The sequence below is a fragment of the Pandoraea cepalis genome (genome assembly GCF_902459625.1).
GTDB classification, from domain to species: domain Bacteria; phylum Pseudomonadota; class Gammaproteobacteria; order Burkholderiales; family Burkholderiaceae; genus Pandoraea; species Pandoraea cepalis.
In genome coordinates, this window is the sequence record NZ_CABPRY010000001.1 from 647,031 (window position 1) to 664,123 (window position 17,093).

Sequence of the window (17,093 nt, forward strand, 5' to 3'; positions counted from 1 at the left end):
ACGTGGTGGTGTCCCCGCGCTTCACTGATAAACGACCAGGAGAGATCTGTGAATTGCCACTGGCTCGCCCCCGATTTGACCATGAGTGCGGCGGAGTATCGCGCACTCCTCGAGGCGGCGCTCGCCTTCAAGCGCCGCTATCCGCAGCACACGGAATCTGCGCTGCGCGGCCGAACGATCTACTTTCTGTTCTACAACGCGTCGTTACGCACTCGCAGCAGCTTCCAGACCGGACTGTCGCGAATGGGCGGCCATGCCATCGTGCTCGATCCGCTGAACGGGATCTATACACCCGCGCTACCCGAGGCGGAGATTCCGTACTCGACGGAGCGCGTGGCCGACGTGGCGCGCGTGCTCTCATCCTATGGCGACGCGATTGCCATTCGCATGTATGGCGCGCCGGCCGGGTGGGTGTACGGTGCGGCGCATCGTCATCTCGAAGCTTTTTCTCAGTCAAGTCGGGTGCCCGTCATCAACATGGAGTGCGACCGCTTTCATCCGTGTCAGGCGCTTGCCGATGTGATGACGATGCGTGAGCAATTGGGCGGACTGGCCGGTCGAAGGCTGTGCATCAGTTGGGCGTATTCCGGCAGCTGGCACAAGCCAGTGGCCGTGCCGCAGAGTCTGTTGCTCGCCGCAGTGAAATCCGGGATGGACGTGACGCTTGCGCATCCGCCGTCGTTCGGCCTCGATCCGCAGGTGATGACCGCGGCCACGCGGTTTGCCGAGCAGACCGGGGCGCGTCTGCGCGTGACCCACGATCTGCGCGACGGCGTGACCGATACGCACGTCGTTTACGCCAAGTCGTGGTGCAGTCTCGCGCATCTTCCGCAACGTCACGGCGATTCGGTCGATGAGGCCGCCATGCACAACGTCTTCGAGCGGTACCGGGACTGGTGCGTCGACGCCGACGTCATGCGACGCGCAGCGCCCGACGCAGGCTACCTGCATTGCCTTCCCGCTGACCGGGGGCAGGAGGTGACGGACGACGTGATCGATGGCCCGTCGTCGTGGGTTTTCCACCAGGCCGCGAATCGACTTCATGCGCAGAATGCCGTGATGGCGCACCTGCTGAATCCGGGGTGCCTCGCGTGAGGGCGCCGTTTTCGTATCACTACGTGTGTGTGAGGTGTGCAACGCCGCAGTCGTGGGGCACGATCCGTTATCGCTGCCCTGTGTGTGGGCAGAATCTTCGCGTTCAACGGCGGGCGGACGCGGATTCGCCATGTGCCGCGGACATCGTGAATACGTTTCAGGGACGGGGAATGTGGCGATATGGCGCACTCCTTCCGGTTGAAGCCCACTGGGCGAGCCGGTTGGTCGTGGGCGCCACGCCGTTGGTCGATTGCGGCGACGACAGTGGGGTCCGTCTCTGGGTGAAGGATGAGTCGCGGAACCCAAGCGGATCGCTCAAGGACCGCGCCACCGACGTGGTGCTGGCGGTCGCCAAACGCGCCGGGTGCCAGCATGCGGTGACCGCATCGACCGGCAATGCCGGTGCGTCGCTGGCGTGCCTCGCGGCGTCGCAGGGAATGTCGGCCACCGTGGTCGTGCCGGCAAGCACGCCTCGCGTGAAGCTGGCGCAGATTCGCGCATATGGGGCGAAGGTCTGCGAGGTCGAGGGCAGCTACGACGACGCCTTCGACATCGCCGAGCGCATGGCCGACGACGCCAGCGTGTGCTGTCGCAATACGGGCATCAATCCCTTCACGCGCGAAGGGAAGAAGACGTGCGCGTTCGAGATGGCGGAAGCGCTCGATTGGCGGGTACCCGATTGGGTCATCGTACCCACGGGGGACGGCAACATTCTGTCAGGCATCGCGGCGGGGTTTCTCGATCTCTATTCGCTCGGCATTACCTCCGCCATGCCGCGCCTGCTTGCGGCGCAAGCCGACAGCGCGAATAGCATCACCCGCGATTGGCGCGCCTGCGACGATGCCATGGCCTTGCCTGCGTCGCCCACGCAGGTCAGCCCGGACACCGTGGCCGACAGTCTGGCGGTCGGTCGTCCACGCGATCACTTCGCGGCCCTGCATGCCTTGCGCGCCACGCGCGGCGCGTGCGTCGCACTCAGTGATGCACGGATCATGGCGGCGGGGCGCATGCTCGCGCAGCGCTTCGGCCTGTGGTTCGAACCGTCGACGGCCGCCGGCTACGCCGCGTTGGGCGAGTGTCTCGCAACGGGGCGCATCGAGCCCCGGTCGCGCGTGGTGCTGCTCGGGACGGGAAGCGGCCTGAAATCTCCGCCGTGTTTTGACGCTGTGACGCCCGGCCAACTGCGGGACTATATCGATGCTGCACCGCGCCGCATGCCTGACGACCCAGGATACGTGCAATCGGAGGCGCAGCCGTGATCCGCCCGCGCATCATTGTGCTCGGTGCCGGGGTCAGCGGCCTGACGACGGCCGTGACGATGGCGCTGGCCGGGTGCGACGTCGTCATCTACGCGGCAGAGGGGCCGGCGCAGACGACGTCGGCGCTCGCGGCGGCCATCTGGCATCCGTTCTATCAGGCGCCCGACCTGGTCTATCTCGAACGCGCCCGGCAAACCTACGCGACGATGCGTCGACTGTCCGCCGACGCGGCTTCAGGCGTACGGATGCGCATGCTCACCGAATATTTTCAACGCGATGCCGGGCCGCCGTGGTGGACGGAATGCGCCAGCGGCCTTGAGCGTCTGGCGCCGGCGGACGTGCCGTCGCGCTTCGCCTGCGCTTACCGCATGGACGTGCCCGTGGCCGACGCAGCGGTCTATCTTCGCTACCTGATGACGCTGTTCCTCGAACTCGGCGGCCGGTATGTGGCGCAGCGCGTCGGCGATCCGGCGTCGTTGCTCGGCGACGCCGAGCACGTCGTGAATTGCTGCGGTTATGGAAGCCGGCCGTTTGGCGACAGCGATTTATCGTTGTCGCGCGCCATTGTGCTTCGGGCAGAACGCGACGCCGCCGTGCGCGGCTGCTTTATCGACGATTCCGATCCGCAGGCGCCGACATACGTGGTCGAACGGAACGAGGACGTCGTACTGGGCGGTACCGCCGATCCCGACCTGACGTCGACCGTGATCGGCGAGCGGCAGGTCGAGGACATCGTCCGCCGATGCACCGGGCTGTGTGAGGGCGTAGCCGCGCTGCGTGTCGTCGAAGTCCGCCTCGGATTTCGGCCGATGCGACGGGTGACACGGGTGGCGTGCGACGCGCACCACCCGCGTTTGCTTCACAACTACGGCCACGGGGGCGGGGGCTTCACGTTGTCGTGGGGATGCGCCAATGAGGTGCTTCGGCTCACGGGCGTGGCATCACGCAACTAGCCCCCGCCTTCGGATAGCAGGCGAGGGATGACAACTCTGGGAGACGACATGGAACTGGATCCGGCGACGCTCGACGAGGCAAGTCGCTACAACTTCATGATGAGTACGATTCTGCCGCGGCCCATCGCATGGGTGAGTACCGTCGACGCGCAAGACCGGCCGAATCTGGCGCCCTATGCGTACTTCATGGGCGTGTGCTGTGTGCCGATGACGGTACTGTTCTGCCCGGTGGTGCCGCCGGCGCCGAAGCGAAAGAAGGACACGTTGCTCAACGTCGAGGCGGTGCCGGAGTTCGTCGTGAACGTGGCGAGCCTGTCGTGTATCGAGGCCGTGAATCTCTCGGCGGCGCCGTTGCCGCCCGGCGAGTCTGAGTTCGCGCTCACCGGCATGACACCGGTTGCCTCGTCGCGCGTGCGACCACCGCGTGTTCAGGAGGCTGCGGTCGCGTACGAATGCCATGTCCGCGACATTATCGAGATCAGCGCCGCGCCGGGCGGCGGATGGGTCGTGCTCGGCACCGTCGTCGCGGTCCATGTCGACGACGCGTTGCTCGACCCCGTCACACATCACGTGGATTTGCAGGCGCTCCGTCCCGTGGGGCGATTGGGCGGCGGCTCGTTCGTGAATGCCGCGAGCGACACCTTCACGTTGACGCGATACAAGACGCTTGCCGATCTTGCGGCGCGGACCCGATGACAGCCGACCCGCCGCCGGCGAGATCGTCGAGCAGGCCGTAATCGCTCGCCAGCTTCGCTGCCCGATGGCGGCTCGAGACGTCGAACTTGCGCATGACGCTGCGCAGATGAAACACCACACCATGCTCGGAGAGCGTGAGAATGCGCCCGATTTCCCATGACGTCTTGCCGCGCGCCACCCACCGCAGACACTCGCGCTCGCGCGGCGTCAGCACGGGGGCGCCGTGATGCACGGCGTCGCGCTGCACGATGCGCCACACGGCTTCATGTACATGCATCGCCAGCGACGCGCCGGCATGCGGCTTCCAGGCATGCGCGCCGGGTGCTCGCACATAGCCGGGAGGCGGGCGGGTCGATGAGAGACTCAACATGCCCGACGCGCCCGACGGGGTGAATACCGGATACGTCACGCCGTAGCGCATGCCCGCGGCCCGCTGATCACGAAGCAACCGCCGGGCGTCGGGCGATGTGTAGAGCGCCGGCGTCCATTCGACGGGGGTGAGTTGCCGGCTGGCGCGCGCCAGCACCGGATCGACGCTCGCATAGCGCTGAGCATCGTAGTGCGCTTGCCACGCATGCGGCACGTTGCCGAGTCGCGGCGTTGCCCGTTTACCGTCCGGCAGAGGGAAATGTCCGCGATAGCTGAAATAGCGGTGGCTGAGCGAGCCGCACAACGTTTGCAGCAGGGCGCACAAGGCATCGAAGTCGGTGGCGGAGCGCAAGGCGCTCAGACCGTCGGCAAACGAGCGGGGAGTGACGCAACGCGTGGCACGCATGGCATGGCGAGGTGGGGAACAGGTTTCGGTTTTAGCACGCGTTGTATCGTCGCGCGCATCGACGGACGCCGAGGGGCCGGCGCGCATTCGCCGTGCAGCCGCCGCGGCGCGCCATCTCAGGGCGCGACATAACGTCGCACGCGCCCCCGGGTGCCGCATCGACGGTTGACGGATATCGGACGAATCCCGCATCGCAGCGAAGGCGGCGGGGCGTGCGTCGCATTGCGCCATTTGCGTGACGGGCATTGGACGGGGTGGGGCGACGATCGTCTGTGGAGGGGGGGCGTCAGGTAGTCAGGACACCGCAACGAGTCGTCGCGTTGTTGCAATGTGTCAAACCGATGACGCATAGGGAGTATCCCGTAGTCGCTTCGCCGTCGCGATTTCAGACTAGGGGAATAAACGGATTTCCCTTTTGCATCAATGAGTTCAGGAGAATGCTATGGTGCGCCAAATACTCGGTATCAATGTTGTCGCTTGGAGAAGGCGCGTTCTATAATGCGGCAGTTTGTCGCGGCCCGGACGCAGCAAGTTCCCGGCCGTCGGACATGAAAGACCCAAAATGCCCCACGGGTGACGGCGATGCTCGCAGCCTCTTCTTCCGATGCCGATTCGGTGACGAAGGAATGGAAGCACAAGCGCAACTGCGCGATATCGCCGCGCCAGTTTGTCCTGTTCTACCTGTCGTTGGCCGCCGTGTCGCTGGGTGTTGCCTTGATTGCGGCGTGGCGCGGTGGGTGGTTGGTCTTGCCGTTCACAGGCCTGGACTTGCTCGTGGTGGGCGTTGCGTTTGTCATTCATGCCCGGCATGCCACAGATTACGAGGTCATTCGGTTGTCGCCCGTGAGCCTTGTGGTCGAGCAACGTTCAGCACAGAGGTTGACGCAGTACGAGTTCAATCCCCGCTGGGTGCGCATCGACATCGAGAAGCCGCCGCGTTTGCGCATTGTCTTGCGCTCGGGTAGCCGCTCGGTCACTGTCGGTGCTTACCTTGCGCCGCATCGCCGCGAAACGTTTGCGCGCGAGCTGCGCCGTTGTCTTGCCCAACAGGCCTGAGAGATGGAGACAATCTCGGGCGACCGCCAGGGAGGTTTGGATGGTAATTTTGGGTAAGGAAGCTATGAAAAAAACGAAACACGCCTTGGCGGCCTTCCTTGCGGGCGCCTCGTTGCTCGCCTGCGTTCCGGCCCTGGCGGCGGTCACGGACATGCCCGGGGGGCCGGCCGTCAACGAACTCAACTTCCAGCCGCCGGTCACGAAACTCGCGCAAGAGCTTCACAGCCTGCACACCATGATGTTGATCATCTGCCTGGTGATCTTCCTCGGCGTGTTCGGCGTGATGTTCTACTCGATCTTCAAGCACCGCAAATCCAAGGGCCATCAAGCCGCGAATTTCCATGAAAGCACCACGGTCGAAGTGATCTGGACCGTCGTGCCGTTCATCATCGTGATTCTGATGGCGCTGCCCGCCACGAAGACCGTGGTCGCCATGAAGGACACCACCAACGCCGATCTCACGATCAAGGTCACCGGTTATCAGTGGAAATGGGGTTATGACTACCTCAAGGGCGACGGCGAGGGCATCAAGTTCCTCTCCACGCTCACCACCCCGCGCAGCCAGATCGACGGGGAGTCGCCGAAGAGCAACACGTATCTGCAGGAAGTCGACAACCCGCTGGTCGTGCCGGTCAACAAGAAGGTGCGTCTGATCACCACGGCCAACGACGTCATCCATTCGTTCTACGTACCGGCCTTCGGCATCAAGCAGGACGCGATTCCGGGCTTCGTGCGCGACACGTGGTTCAAGGCCGAAAAGGTCGGCGAGTATCGCGGCTTCTGCACCGAGCTGTGCGGCAAGGAACACGCGTTCATGCCGGTCGTGGTGAAGGTCGTCTCGGAAGCGGATTACAACACATGGGTCGAGTCGCAGAAGAAGCTGATGGCCGCGTCGGCCGACGATCCGAACAAGACCTACACCGTGCAGGAGTTGATGGAGCGTGGCCAGAAGGTCTACGCGTCGAATTGCGCGGTGTGCCACCAGCCGAACGGCAAGGGCGGCGGCGCCTTCCCGGCGCTCGACGGCTCGAAGATCGCGAACGGACCGGTGGCCGACCACATCAGCATCGTGCTGCATGGCAAGAATGCGATGCCTAACTGGTCGCATCTGAACGATGTGGAGCTTGCGTCGGTGATCACATTCGAGCGCAACTCGTGGAGCAACAAGACCGGCGACGTGATTCAGCCGGCCCAGGTGCGCGAAGCGCGGGGCAACAAGTCGGCCAAGGCCGCAGGGGCTGCCGACGCTGGCGCAGCGAAGAACAGTTAAGTGCCGTTCGACCAGTTCGAGGAAGGAGATTGGGTATGAGTTCCATCGCTCACGATCACGTGGCGGGTCACGACGATCACGCGCACGACCATCCGCACGGGTGGCGTCGCTGGTTGTTCGCGACGAATCACAAGGACATCGGCACGATGTACATGATCTTCTCGTTCGTCATGCTGCTCTCGGGCGGCGTGATGGCGTTGATGATCCGTACGGAGTTGTTCGAACCGGGCCTGCAGTTCATTCGTCCGGAGTTCTTCAACCAGCTCACCACCATGCACGGGCTGGTGATGATTTTCGGCGCGATCATGCCGGCGTTCGTGGGGTTTGCGAACTGGATGATCCCGCTGCAGATCGGCGCGTCGGACATGGCCTTCGCGCGCATGAACAACTTCAGCTTCTGGCTGCTGCCGGTCGGCGGCCTGCTGCTGCTCTCGTCGTTCCTCGTGCCGGGCGGCGCCACGGCAGCCGGCTGGACGATGTACGCGCCGCTGTCGGTGCAGATGGGGCCGGGCCAGGATCTGGCGATCTTCGGTGCGCACATTCTCGGCGCGTCGTCGATCATGGGCGCGATCAACATCATCGTGACCATCCTCAACATGCGCGCGCCGGGCATGACGCTGATGAAGATGCCGATGTTCGTGTGGACGTGGCTGATTACCGCCTATCTGCTCATCGCCGTGATGCCGGTGCTCGCCGGCGCGATCACGATGCTGCTCACGGACCGTCACTTCGGCACGTCGTTCTTCAACGCGGCGGGCGGCGGCGATCCGGTCATGTATCAGCACATCTTCTGGTTCTTCGGACACCCGGAGGTGTACATCATGATTCTGCCGGCGTTCGGAATCGTCTCGCAGGTCATTCCGGCGTTCTCGCGCAAGCCGCTGTTCGGCTATAGCTCGATGGTCTACGCCACGGCGTCGATCGCGATCTTGTCGTTCATGGTCTGGGCGCACCACATGTTCGTGACGGGCATGCCGGTCACGGGCCAGCTCTTCTTCATGTACGCCACGATGCTGATCTCGGTGCCGACGGGCGTGAAGGTGTTCAACTGGGTTGCCACGATGTGGAAGGGCTCGCTCACGTTCGAGACGCCGATGCTCTTCGCCATCGGCTTCCTCTTCGTGTTCACGATGGGCGGCTTCACCGGCCTCATGCTCGCCATGGCGCCGCTCGATATCCAGATGCACGGGACTTACTACGTGGTGGCGCACTTCCACTACGTGCTCGTGGCCGGTTCGCTCTTCGCGCTCTTCTCAGGGTTCTATTACTGGGTGCCGAAGTGGACAGGCCACATGTACAACGAGTGGCGTGGCAAATTCCACTTCTGGGGCACGCTCATCTCGTTCAACGTGACGTTTTTCCCGATGCACTTCCTGGGGCTGGCCGGCATGCCGCGTCGCTATGCGGACTACCCGGCGCAGTTCACGGATTTCAACCAGGTGGCGACGATCGGCGCGTTCGCCTTCGGCCTGATGCAGGTGTACTTCCTGTTCTTCGTGGCGCTGCCGACGTGGCGCAGCGGGCCGGCGGCCGAAGCGAAGCCGTGGGATGGTGCGGAGGGCCTCGAGTGGACCGTGCCGAGCCCGGCGCCGTTCCATACGTTTGAGACGCCGCCGAAGGTGCATTGATCATGGCTTCGACTCGCGAGCAACGCGCGAAGAACCTGCGCACGGGGCTGATCCTGGGCTCCGTCGTGCTGGTGTTCTTCTTCGGGGTGATGATCAAGGTCAAGCTGGTGGGCGGCATCTGATCCGGACGTCCCGTCGCACCGGCGGGACGCGCGGTACGGGAAGCGGGTTCACGACGGCACACGACGGCACACGACGGCACACGGCAACCGACGGCATCGGAGGACTGACGGCCGTCAGGCAGGGAACCGGCAAGGCGAATATGAGCGGTTTGCGAAGAATCAATGTGCGCACCTTCAGCAAGCTGCTGCTGATGGTCGTGGTGATGTTTGGTTTCGGTTACGCCATGGTGCCGTTCTACCGGGCGTTCTGCAATCTGGTGGGTATCAACCAGTTGGGCGATCGCGCGACCGAGATCACCGCTCGCAATTCGCAGGTCGACGAAAGCCGCACGATCACCGTCGAGTTCGACGCCAATGCCCAGGGCCCGTTGCGCTTCAAGCCGGCGAAGAGCAGTCTGACGGTGCATCCGGGGCAGATCGCGACCATCGAGTACGAAGTGGCGAACCAGCAGTCGCACGAGGTGCGTGCGCAGGCGATTCCCAGCTATGCGCCGGCGCTGGCCGCGAGCTATTTCAAGAAGATCGAGTGCTTCTGCTTTACCCAGCAGACACTCAAGGCCGGAGAGGCCAAGGAATACCCGGTGGTCTTCGTGGTGGACACGAAGCTGCCCAAGGATGTGAATACGATTACGCTGTCCTATACTTTTTTCGATCTCGGCAAGAACGACGCCAGTCCGCGTGCGGATACCTCAACCGGTGCCCAGGCTGGCGAGTTGAACGCAGAACCGACGGGGGGAGGCAAGGGCAGCAATGGATGACTTGAAGGAGGCGACCCAGCGCAAGCTGTCATTCGTCCAGACCGTCAAAGCCGTGTTCTGGTCGTTTTTCGGCGTGCGCAAGGGGCGTGATCATGACCGCGACATGGCGCAGCTCAACCCTGTGCATCTGATCGTCGCGGGGCTGATCGGAGGCATCCTGTTCGTCGTGGCGCTGGTATTGCTGGCGAAGCTCGCCATTCGGCTCGCGACGTGAGTGGCATCGACAAAGAGAACCAAGCCTGGAGAGATAAGAATGAGTGGTCAACACCAAACGGCGCCTTACTACTACGTGCCGGCCCCGTCGCGCCATCCCGTGAGCTGCAGTGTCGGCCTGCTGGTGGTGCTCGGCTCGGCGGCCGCGTGGGTCAATGGACAACCGTGGGCCCCGTGGACGGCGCTGGCCGGCCTGCTGTGGGTACTGTGGGTGCTGCGTAGCTGGTTCGGCGACTCGATTGCCGAGTCCGAGGGCGGCCTGTACGGCAAGCGCATCGACGCGTCCTACCGCTGGGGCATGAGCTGGTTCATCTTCTCCGAGGTGATGTTCTTCGCGGCGTTTTTCGGCGCACTGTTCTACGCCCGCACCCTGGCGATGCCGTGGCTCGGCGATCTCGACAACAAGCTGCTCTGGCCCGACTTCAGCGCCGTGTGGCCGAACGCCGGCCCGGCCGGCGTGGTGGACGCCTTCGAGACGATGGGCCCCTGGCCAATCCCCACGCTCAATACGGCACTGCTCTTGACCTCGGGCGTCACGCTGACGATCTCGCACCACGCGCTGCGCGCCAACCATCGCGCCCGCGCGATTTTCTGGCTGTTCGCCACCGTGGCGTTGGGCTTCACGTTCCTGGGCTTCCAGGCTTATGAGTATCACCACGCCTATACCGAGCTGAACCTGAAGCTGACCTCGGGCGTGTACGGCTCGACGTTCTTCCTGCTCACCGGCTTCCACGGCTTTCACGTGATGTTGGGCGCGATCATGCTGACCGTCATGATGGTGCGCATGATGAAGGGGCACTTCACGCCGGAGCATCACTTCGGCTTTGAGGGCGCCGCGTGGTACTGGCACTTTGTCGACGTGGTGTGGCTGGGACTGTACGTGGTGGTCTACTGGCTCTGACGCCGACAGCCGTCGGTGCATCGGGGGAACGCCGCCGAATTCCGGCGGCGTTTCCTTTTGCAGCGATGGCGGGGGCTGAGGCGAGGGCAGCGAGGCGAGGCGGCGCCCGGCACGCGCTTTCACGGCACGATGGCCGACAGGATGGGCGTGATGGACGTGATGGACGTGATGGGCGAGGCGAAGGGCGGCGGCGGACGCAATGCGGCTTTATGTCGCACGACCGTCGTCGGCCGGCAAGCCATGACGCCGCGCGACGACCCGTCGCATGACGTGGATCGAACCCGTAGGGTGGGCATGGGGTGCGGCGATTTGCCGCAGAGAAGCGGCGCGGGACTCAGTATCGTATGCCCGTGCTGTGAATCCACCCCATCCAGTTGGCGAACAGGATGAGCAGGAACAGCGTCACCGACAGGCCGACGCGCACCATGAGCGAATGCACGGTGCGATTCGATCCGCCCTTGTCCCGCATCATGAAAAACAATGCGGACGCCAGACTGCCGAGAATCAGGACGAAGGCGATGGCAACGATAATGCGCATGATGTGTCCGATGACAATGATGCGACATTATCGGGCAACGAACACGCGCTGGCACGCTGCAATGCGGTGTGTTGATCGCCCGCCTGCGTCGCGCTGCCAGACAAGGAATGGATGTGTTGAAAACCCTTTTGCGCGGAATGCGCCCGGTGCCGGCGGCGCTGATGCTGTTGGCCGTGGTGCTTACGGCGGCGCTTGGTGTGTGGCAATACGAGCGTGCCCAGATGCGTCTGGCGCGTCAGGCGCAGATCGAGCAGGCCGAACACGCGCCGGTACTCGTGCTGGGCGCACGGGCATACACGCTCGGTGACGTGGCGAACCGGCGCGTGCGCGTCACGGGACGCTTCCTGCAGAACCGCGTGGTGTATCTGGACAATCGTCCCCGCAACGAACTGCCCGGTTTCTATGTGGTGATGGCGCTGCAGATCGCACCGGATCGCGTGGTGCTCGTCAATCGTGGATGGTTGCCCCGCGATTTGCGCGATCGCACGTCGATCATGCCGTACGCGACCCCAGCCGGTGACGTCACCATCGAGGGCCTGGCGCAGCCGGACCCGTCGCGTGCCTTCGAGTTGGGCAAAGGCGGTTCCGCGGCGGGGATGACGATTCGCCAGAATCTCGACGTGGCGGATTACGCGCGCGAAACGGCGCTGCCGCTGCAGCCGTTCGTGATCATGCAAACGAACGACACGGGCGATCATCTGTTGCGCGACTGGCCTGCGCCGGCCAGTGGGGCGGATCGCAACTACGGGTATATGGCGCAGTGGGCCGGCATGTCGCTGGTGCTCGCGCTGCTGGGCTTGCGTCTGGCGTATCGGCGAGGACGCCGGCTGGCGGCGTCCCCCGACAACAACTTCAAGCGGGCATGAGGCGAGCATGAGTACAGAGGTGAATCCCGGGCACGCCGACGGCCCCGCCATCGATCCGGCACAGCGACGCCGAGCGCGGCGTATGTTGGTGCTGTTGTTCGTCGTGTGTGCGGCGCCGGCGGTGGCAGCGTACCTGATGTATTACGTGTTCAAGCCGCAGGGCGGCACGTCGGCCTACGGCAAGCTGATCGAGCCGCAGCGGCCGCTGCCCGCGCTGGTGGCGCGCGACGACGAGACTGGGCAGACGCTGCCGCTGTCGTCGCTCAAGGGCAAGTGGCTGATGATCAGCGCGGACGCGGCCGCTTGCGACGAGAATTGCGTGAGCAAGCTCTTCTACATGCGGCAGATTCGCGTGTTGCAGGGCAATGAGCGCACGCGAGTGGAAACGCTCTGGCTGGTGACGGATGCCGCCTCCGTGCCGCAGAAAATCGATAGCGCGTATCCGGACACGCGACGTCTGCGCGTCGATCCTGCCGCACTGGCCGCCTGGCTGCCAACGCAGGACGGCACCCAGGTGAGCGACCACATCTACCTGGTCGATCCGCTGGGCAACCTGATGATGGCGTTCCCGAAGCACGCCGACCCCAGCAAGATCAAGCGCGATCTTGCTCGCCTGCTCAAGTGGTCGGGGACGGGTTGAGGGGCGAGACCCGACAACGGCAACGAGACCGTGTGCAATGGCGCACCGGACATGACGAAGACCTGACGTAAAACCGATGCTTTACCTTCTGGAACTGGGCTTTATCGGCCTGTGTATCGCGGTGCTGCCGCTGGGCTGGGTGCTGTTGCGCCGCGACACGAACAAATACCGCAAACTGGCCTGGGTGACGACCTTTCTCACGCTCGACCTGATCATGTTCGGCGGCTTCACGCGGCTCACGGATTCGGGGCTCGGGTGTCCTGACTGGCCAGGCTGCTACGGCACGTCGTCGCCGTTCGCCGCCCATGCGGACATTCATGCCGCGCAGTTGCTGCTGCCGAGCGGCCCGGTGACGTTCGTCAAGGCGTGGATCGAGATGGTTCACCGCTACTTCGCCATGGCTGTGGGCGTGCTCATCATTGCGCTGATGGTGACAGCCTGGGTGAAGCGACGCGAACTGAAGCAGTCGCCCTGGCTCGCCACCTGGCTGTTTGTGCTCGTTTGCGTGCAGGGGGCGTTCGGCGCCTGGACCGTCACGATGAAGCTTCAGCCAGTGATCGTCTCGACACATTTGATGTTGGCGCTCACTTTATTGGCGTCGCTCGTTTGGTTGGCATCGCGCCAGATGCCGCTCGCCAGCGTGGCAGCCGACCCCGGCGCGCTGCGCTGGCGCTGGGCTGCGCTCATCGGACTGGCGTTGCTGGTGTTCCAGATCGCGCTCGGTGGATGGGTGAGTACCAACTACGCAGTGCTTGCCTGCACCGATTTCCCGACGTGTCAGGGCCAGTGGGTGCCGCCGATGGACTTCCATAACGGCTTCAGGCTCTGGCGCGCGCTGGGGAAAACGGCCGGTGGCGAGGTGATTCCCATGGACGCGCTGGTCGCGATCCATTGGGTGCACCGGACGTTCGCGGTGGTGGTGGTGGCGTATCTGGCCTGGCTGGCGAGCCGGCTGCGGCGTCATGCGGCGCTCAGAAAGCCATCGATCCTGGTGTTGATCCTGGTGTTTGTGCAATTCGCGACCGGATTGTCGAACATCGTTTTCCAATGGCCGCTGCTCAACGCCATTGCCCACAACGGCGGTGCGGCGATCCTGCTGCTATTGCTCGTTATGTTAAACTTCCGCATCCGCGCCGCCAAAACGGCGTTAACGGCGGCCCGCCTGAGCGATCAGGCTGATGACCTTCCGGCCCGCCAGAAGCCCCTCCCAGCAGCGCAGCCGGCTGCCGCTCCACTCGCCGGCGCCCCGACTGGCTCGGCGTAGCGCATTGCCTCTGAGTGTATGAAAAGCACGACCCTTCCCCATCCGCCAGCGAGCCGTATCGCACAATACTGGGCATTGACAAAGCCCCGTGTGACGCAGCTCGCCGTGTTCTGCGCCGTGATCGGCATGTTCCTGTCCACGCGGGGCATGGTGCCGCTGCAGGTGCTGATCGGCGGCACCCTCGGTATCTGGCTTCTGGCTGGATCCGCCTTTGCCGTGAATTGCCTGATCGAGCAACGCGTCGACGCGCTGATGCGCCGCACGGCGTGGCGGCCATCCGCCCGTGGCGAGATCGCGCCGTGGCAAATCATCGTCTTCTCGACGATTCTCGGCGCAGCCGGCATGGCGGTGCTCTACACCTTCACCAATGCGCTGACGATGTGGCTCACGCTGGCCACGTTCGTCGGCTACGCGCTGATCTATACCATCATCCTCAAGCCGTCCACGCCGCAGAACATTGTGATCGGCGGCGCGTCGGGGGCCATGCCGCCGGCGCTCGGCTGGGCCGCGGCCACCGGCGCCGTGCCGGCCGATGCGTGGATTCTGGTGCTCATCATCTTCGTCTGGACGCCGCCGCATTTCTGGGCGCTCGCGCTCTATCGCCGTCAGGATTACGTGAATTCGGGGCTGCCCATGCTGCCGATCACGCACGGCGAGAAATACACGCGTCTGCAAATCCTGCTCTACAGTGTGGTGCTGTTCGCGGTGTCGCTGCTGCCGTTCGCGCATCGCATGAGCGGTTACGTCTACCTGGTGTCGGCGGTCGTGCTCTCGGGCATCTTCCTCGGCTACGCGATCAAGCTGTGGCGCCACTATTCCGATGCGCTCTCGCGATCGATGTTCCGCTACTCGATCATCTACCTGTCGCTGCTGTTTGCCGCACTGCTGGTGGATCATTACGTTCAGATCTTCCTGCTGGGCTAAAACCTTGCCGTTGCGGTTGTAGTCGCGGGTGCGTGGTCCGCGGTCGGTCGAGCCACGATGACAGGCGCGTTACGGTATTCCTGGCCGGCGCGCCTGTTGTCTTTGCGCGACGCATTTTTTCATCCGTTTTTGGGGCATTCGTTCATGAATCTGGCTGTCATCTGGTTGCGTCGCGCGCTATTGCTGATGGGACTCACCGTGCTGCTCGCCGCCTGCGGCAACGACGGCCCGACGTTCCAGAGCCTCGATATCACCGGCAACAAGGCGTTTGCGCAAAACTTCTCGCTGCAGGATCCGCAGGGCAAGACGCGTACACTCGCCGACTACAAGGGCAAGGCGGTGGTGATGTTCTTCGGCTACACGCATTGCCCCGACGTTTGCCCGACCACGATGGCGCAGCTCAATCAGGTCATGCAGAAGCTCGGTCCGGACGCGCAACGCGTGCAGGTCGTGTTCGTGACCGTCGATCCGCAGCGCGATACGCCGGAACTGATGGCGCAGTATGCGCCTGCGTTCAACCCGACGTTCGTGGGGCTGCGTCCGGCTGACGACGCGGCGCTCAAGGCCGTTACCCAGTCGTTCCGCGTCGTGGTGAACAAGGTGGAAGGTTCCACGCCGACCAACTACACCATCGACCATACCGCGGGCATCTATGTCTTCGACCCGAGCGGTCAGTTGCGCCTGTTCATGCGTCCCGACGAGTCGGTCGATGCAATGGCCAAGGATCTGCACACGTTGCTGAGCTGAGTCGGCATCGCGCGTGACGCACAAAAAAATCGCGCCCCTCGGGGCGCGATTTTCATTTCTGCCGAGCTGGCCCCGAGCGGGAGCACTCAGGGGCCATTGCCTTCCTGACTGCGGCGTTCGAGGTCGTCATGCGCTTCGAACCACATCACATTGATGATGCCGAACGCGAGCGCGAGGCCGAGGCCGAGAATCCAAGAGAAGTACCACATGTCGCGACTCCTTGATCAATACATCGTGTGCGGGTTGTCGTTGACCGTCTCGATCGTCACGCGTCCACGAATCACGCGATACACCCAGCCGGTATAGAGCAGGACGACGGGCAGGAAGACGACGACGGCGATGAGCATGATTTGCAGCGTGAGCTGACTCGAGGTGGCGTCCCAGACCGTCAGGCTGTTGCCGGGCACCGTGGCCGAGGGCATCACGAACGGGAACATCGAGAAGCCCGCGGTGAGGATGATGCCAGCCATCATCAGGCCGGTGACGACGAACGTCCACGCGTAGGCCCGGCTGGTCGCCAGCAGGGCCGCGAGCAGGGCGCATAAACAGGCAACGATCGGTGCCGCCATCATCCACGGGTACGTCTGATAGTTCGAGAGCCAGAGGCCGGGGCCCGTCGTGACCTGCTTCAGGAGCGGGTTGGCCGGCGAGTCGGTCGCGGCCATCTTCGTGATGGCGAAACCGTCGACATGCGTGGCGACGAGTACGCCCGCCACGAGGAACAGCAGCAGCGTGCCCAGCGCGGTGAGGCGCATGATGCGTCCGGCGCGTTCGGCCACGATCGGATCGGCCTTCATGCGCAGATGGGCCGCGCCGTGCGTGAGCAGCATCAGCAGGCTCACGAGGCCGCACAGCAGCGCGAACGGATTGAGCAGTGCCCAGAACGAGCCGGTGTACGCGGAGCGCATGGTGTCGTCGAACGAGAACGGCAGGCCGAGCAGCAAGTTACCGAAGGCCACGCCGAACACCAGCGACGGCACCACGCTGCCGGCGAACAGCGCCCAGTCCCACGAATTGCGCCAGCGTGCGCTCGGCAGCTTGTTGCGGTAGTCGAAGCCGACCGGTCGAAGGAACAACGCGAAGAGCACGAGCAGCAGTGCCCAGTACAAGCCCGAGAACGCGGCCGCGTAGACGAGCGGCCAGGCGGCGAACATTGCGCCGCCCGCCGTGACGAACCAGACCTGATTGCCTTCCCAGGTCGGCGCGACCGTATTGATGATGACGCGGCGCTCCGCGTCGGTCTTGCCCAGGAAGGGCAGCAGCGTGGCCGTGCCCATGTCGAAGCCGTCGAAGAAGGCGAAGCCGATCAGCAGTACGCCGATGAGCACCCACCAGACCAGCTTGAGTACGGTGTAATCGATCATCATGATGTGGTGTCTCCCTGACGA

At 64.0% G+C, this 17,093-nt stretch carries 19 protein-coding genes and 1 pseudogene; 16 read left to right on the top strand and 4 right to left on the bottom strand.

Translation table 11 applies throughout. The features are described from left to right. The first annotated feature begins 48 nt into the window (after nt 1-48). The 4 genes from PCE31107_RS02915 to PCE31107_RS02930 all read left to right on the top strand — a co-directional run bounded on the left by PCE31107_RS02915 (nt 49) and on the right by PCE31107_RS02930 (nt 4,003). Nucleotides 49-1,095: an ornithine carbamoyltransferase gene (locus tag PCE31107_RS02915; RefSeq protein WP_174966525.1), complete on the top strand. Its 1,047-nt coding sequence runs from the start codon at nt 49-51 to the stop codon at nt 1,093-1,095. A gap of 170 nt (nt 1,096-1,265) precedes the next feature. Beyond that, complete coding sequence (locus PCE31107_RS02920; RefSeq protein WP_174966526.1) at nt 1,266-2,354, top strand: threonine synthase; 1,089 nt, start codon at nt 1,266-1,268, stop codon at nt 2,352-2,354. After that, entirely contained in the window at nt 2,351-3,307 is a 957-nt protein-coding gene (locus tag PCE31107_RS02925; RefSeq protein ID WP_174966527.1) for an FAD-dependent oxidoreductase, read from the top strand. The genes PCE31107_RS02920 and PCE31107_RS02925 overlap by 4 nt, the downstream gene beginning before the upstream one ends. A 48-nt stretch (nt 3,308-3,355) precedes the next feature. Further along, nucleotides 3,356-4,003 carry a flavin reductase family protein gene (locus PCE31107_RS02930; RefSeq protein ID WP_174966528.1) on the top strand — a complete coding sequence of 216 codons (648 nt, stop codon included), beginning with the start codon at nt 3,356-3,358 and terminating at the stop codon, nt 4,001-4,003. Here the strand turns inward: PCE31107_RS02930 and PCE31107_RS02935 are convergent. Further along, complete coding sequence (locus PCE31107_RS02935; protein WP_174966529.1) at nt 3,951-4,778, bottom strand: autoinducer binding domain-containing protein; 828 nt, start codon at nt 4,776-4,778, stop codon at nt 3,951-3,953. The genes PCE31107_RS02930 and PCE31107_RS02935 overlap by 53 nt on opposite strands. A gap of 582 nt (nt 4,779-5,360) precedes the next feature. Between PCE31107_RS02935 and PCE31107_RS02940 the strand changes: the two genes are divergently transcribed. From PCE31107_RS02940 to PCE31107_RS02965, 7 genes and pseudogenes are all read left to right on the top strand, one after another. Further along, nucleotides 5,361-5,834, top strand: a complete 474-nt coding sequence (locus PCE31107_RS02940) for a DUF2244 domain-containing protein (RefSeq protein ID WP_017232690.1) — start codon at nt 5,361-5,363, stop codon at nt 5,832-5,834. Nucleotides 5,835-5,874: 40 nt separating this feature from the next. Beyond that, nucleotides 5,875-7,092 (top strand): annotated as a pseudogene (coxB, locus tag PCE31107_RS02945) (cytochrome c oxidase subunit II); the annotation flags it as partial. Nucleotides 7,093-7,139: 47 nt separating this feature from the next. Continuing rightward, nucleotides 7,140-8,732 carry a cytochrome c oxidase subunit I gene (gene ctaD / locus PCE31107_RS02950; RefSeq protein ID WP_017232688.1) on the top strand — a complete coding sequence of 531 codons (1,593 nt, stop codon included), beginning with the start codon at nt 7,140-7,142 and terminating at the stop codon, nt 8,730-8,732. Between the two features lie 2 nt (nt 8,733-8,734). Then, on the top strand, nt 8,735-8,854 hold the full coding sequence (locus PCE31107_RS23485; protein WP_217424916.1) for a cytochrome oxidase small assembly protein: 120 nt from the start codon (nt 8,735-8,737) through the stop codon (nt 8,852-8,854). A gap of 140 nt (nt 8,855-8,994) precedes the next feature. Beyond that, a complete protein-coding gene (locus PCE31107_RS02955; RefSeq protein ID WP_150606398.1) occupies nt 8,995-9,612 on the top strand; it encodes a cytochrome c oxidase assembly protein in 618 nt (205 codons plus the stop codon). Next, complete coding sequence (locus tag PCE31107_RS02960; RefSeq protein WP_150606400.1) at nt 9,605-9,826, top strand: DUF2970 domain-containing protein; 222 nt, start codon at nt 9,605-9,607, stop codon at nt 9,824-9,826. The genes PCE31107_RS02955 and PCE31107_RS02960 overlap by 8 nt, the downstream gene beginning before the upstream one ends. A gap of 39 nt (nt 9,827-9,865) precedes the next feature. Further along, a complete protein-coding gene (locus PCE31107_RS02965; protein ID WP_150606402.1) occupies nt 9,866-10,726 on the top strand; it encodes a cytochrome c oxidase subunit 3 in 861 nt (286 codons plus the stop codon). Between the two features lie 334 nt (nt 10,727-11,060). On the opposite strand, the gene PCE31107_RS02970 is transcribed toward PCE31107_RS02965, so the two are convergent. Continuing rightward, nucleotides 11,061-11,264 (bottom strand): twin transmembrane helix small protein, encoded by a 204-nt coding sequence (locus PCE31107_RS02970; RefSeq protein WP_026131724.1) that lies wholly within the window; start codon nt 11,262-11,264, stop codon nt 11,061-11,063. A 137-nt stretch (nt 11,265-11,401) separates the two neighbouring features. On the opposite strand from PCE31107_RS02970, the gene PCE31107_RS02975 reads away from it, so the two are divergent. From PCE31107_RS02975 to PCE31107_RS02995, 5 genes are all read left to right on the top strand, one after another. Further along, a complete protein-coding gene (locus tag PCE31107_RS02975; RefSeq protein ID WP_150606880.1) occupies nt 11,402-12,130 on the top strand; it encodes an SURF1 family protein in 729 nt (242 codons plus the stop codon). A 7-nt stretch (nt 12,131-12,137) separates the two neighbouring features. After that, nucleotides 12,138-12,770: an SCO family protein gene (locus PCE31107_RS02980; RefSeq protein WP_174966531.1), complete on the top strand. Its 633-nt coding sequence runs from the start codon at nt 12,138-12,140 to the stop codon at nt 12,768-12,770. 76 nt (nt 12,771-12,846) lie between these two features. Further along, a complete protein-coding gene (locus PCE31107_RS02985; protein WP_150606404.1) occupies nt 12,847-14,034 on the top strand; it encodes a COX15/CtaA family protein in 1,188 nt (395 codons plus the stop codon). 18 nt (nt 14,035-14,052) lie between these two features. Further along, nucleotides 14,053-14,958: a heme o synthase gene (gene cyoE, locus PCE31107_RS02990; protein WP_130024757.1), complete on the top strand. Its 906-nt coding sequence runs from the start codon at nt 14,053-14,055 to the stop codon at nt 14,956-14,958. Between the two features lie 144 nt (nt 14,959-15,102). Beyond that, complete coding sequence (locus PCE31107_RS02995) at nt 15,103-15,705, top strand: SCO family protein (protein ID WP_150606406.1); 603 nt, start codon at nt 15,103-15,105, stop codon at nt 15,703-15,705. 86 nt (nt 15,706-15,791) lie between these two features. Here PCE31107_RS02995 and cydX read toward each other — a convergent pair whose 3' ends face one another. Beyond that, complete coding sequence (gene cydX, locus PCE31107_RS03000) at nt 15,792-15,914, bottom strand: cytochrome bd-I oxidase subunit CydX (protein WP_017232677.1); 123 nt, start codon at nt 15,912-15,914, stop codon at nt 15,792-15,794. A gap of 15 nt (nt 15,915-15,929) precedes the next feature. Beyond that, nucleotides 15,930-17,066, bottom strand: a complete 1,137-nt coding sequence (cydB, locus tag PCE31107_RS03005; protein WP_174966545.1) for a cytochrome d ubiquinol oxidase subunit II — start codon at nt 17,064-17,066, stop codon at nt 15,930-15,932. Nucleotides 17,067-17,093: the final 27 nt, after the last annotated feature.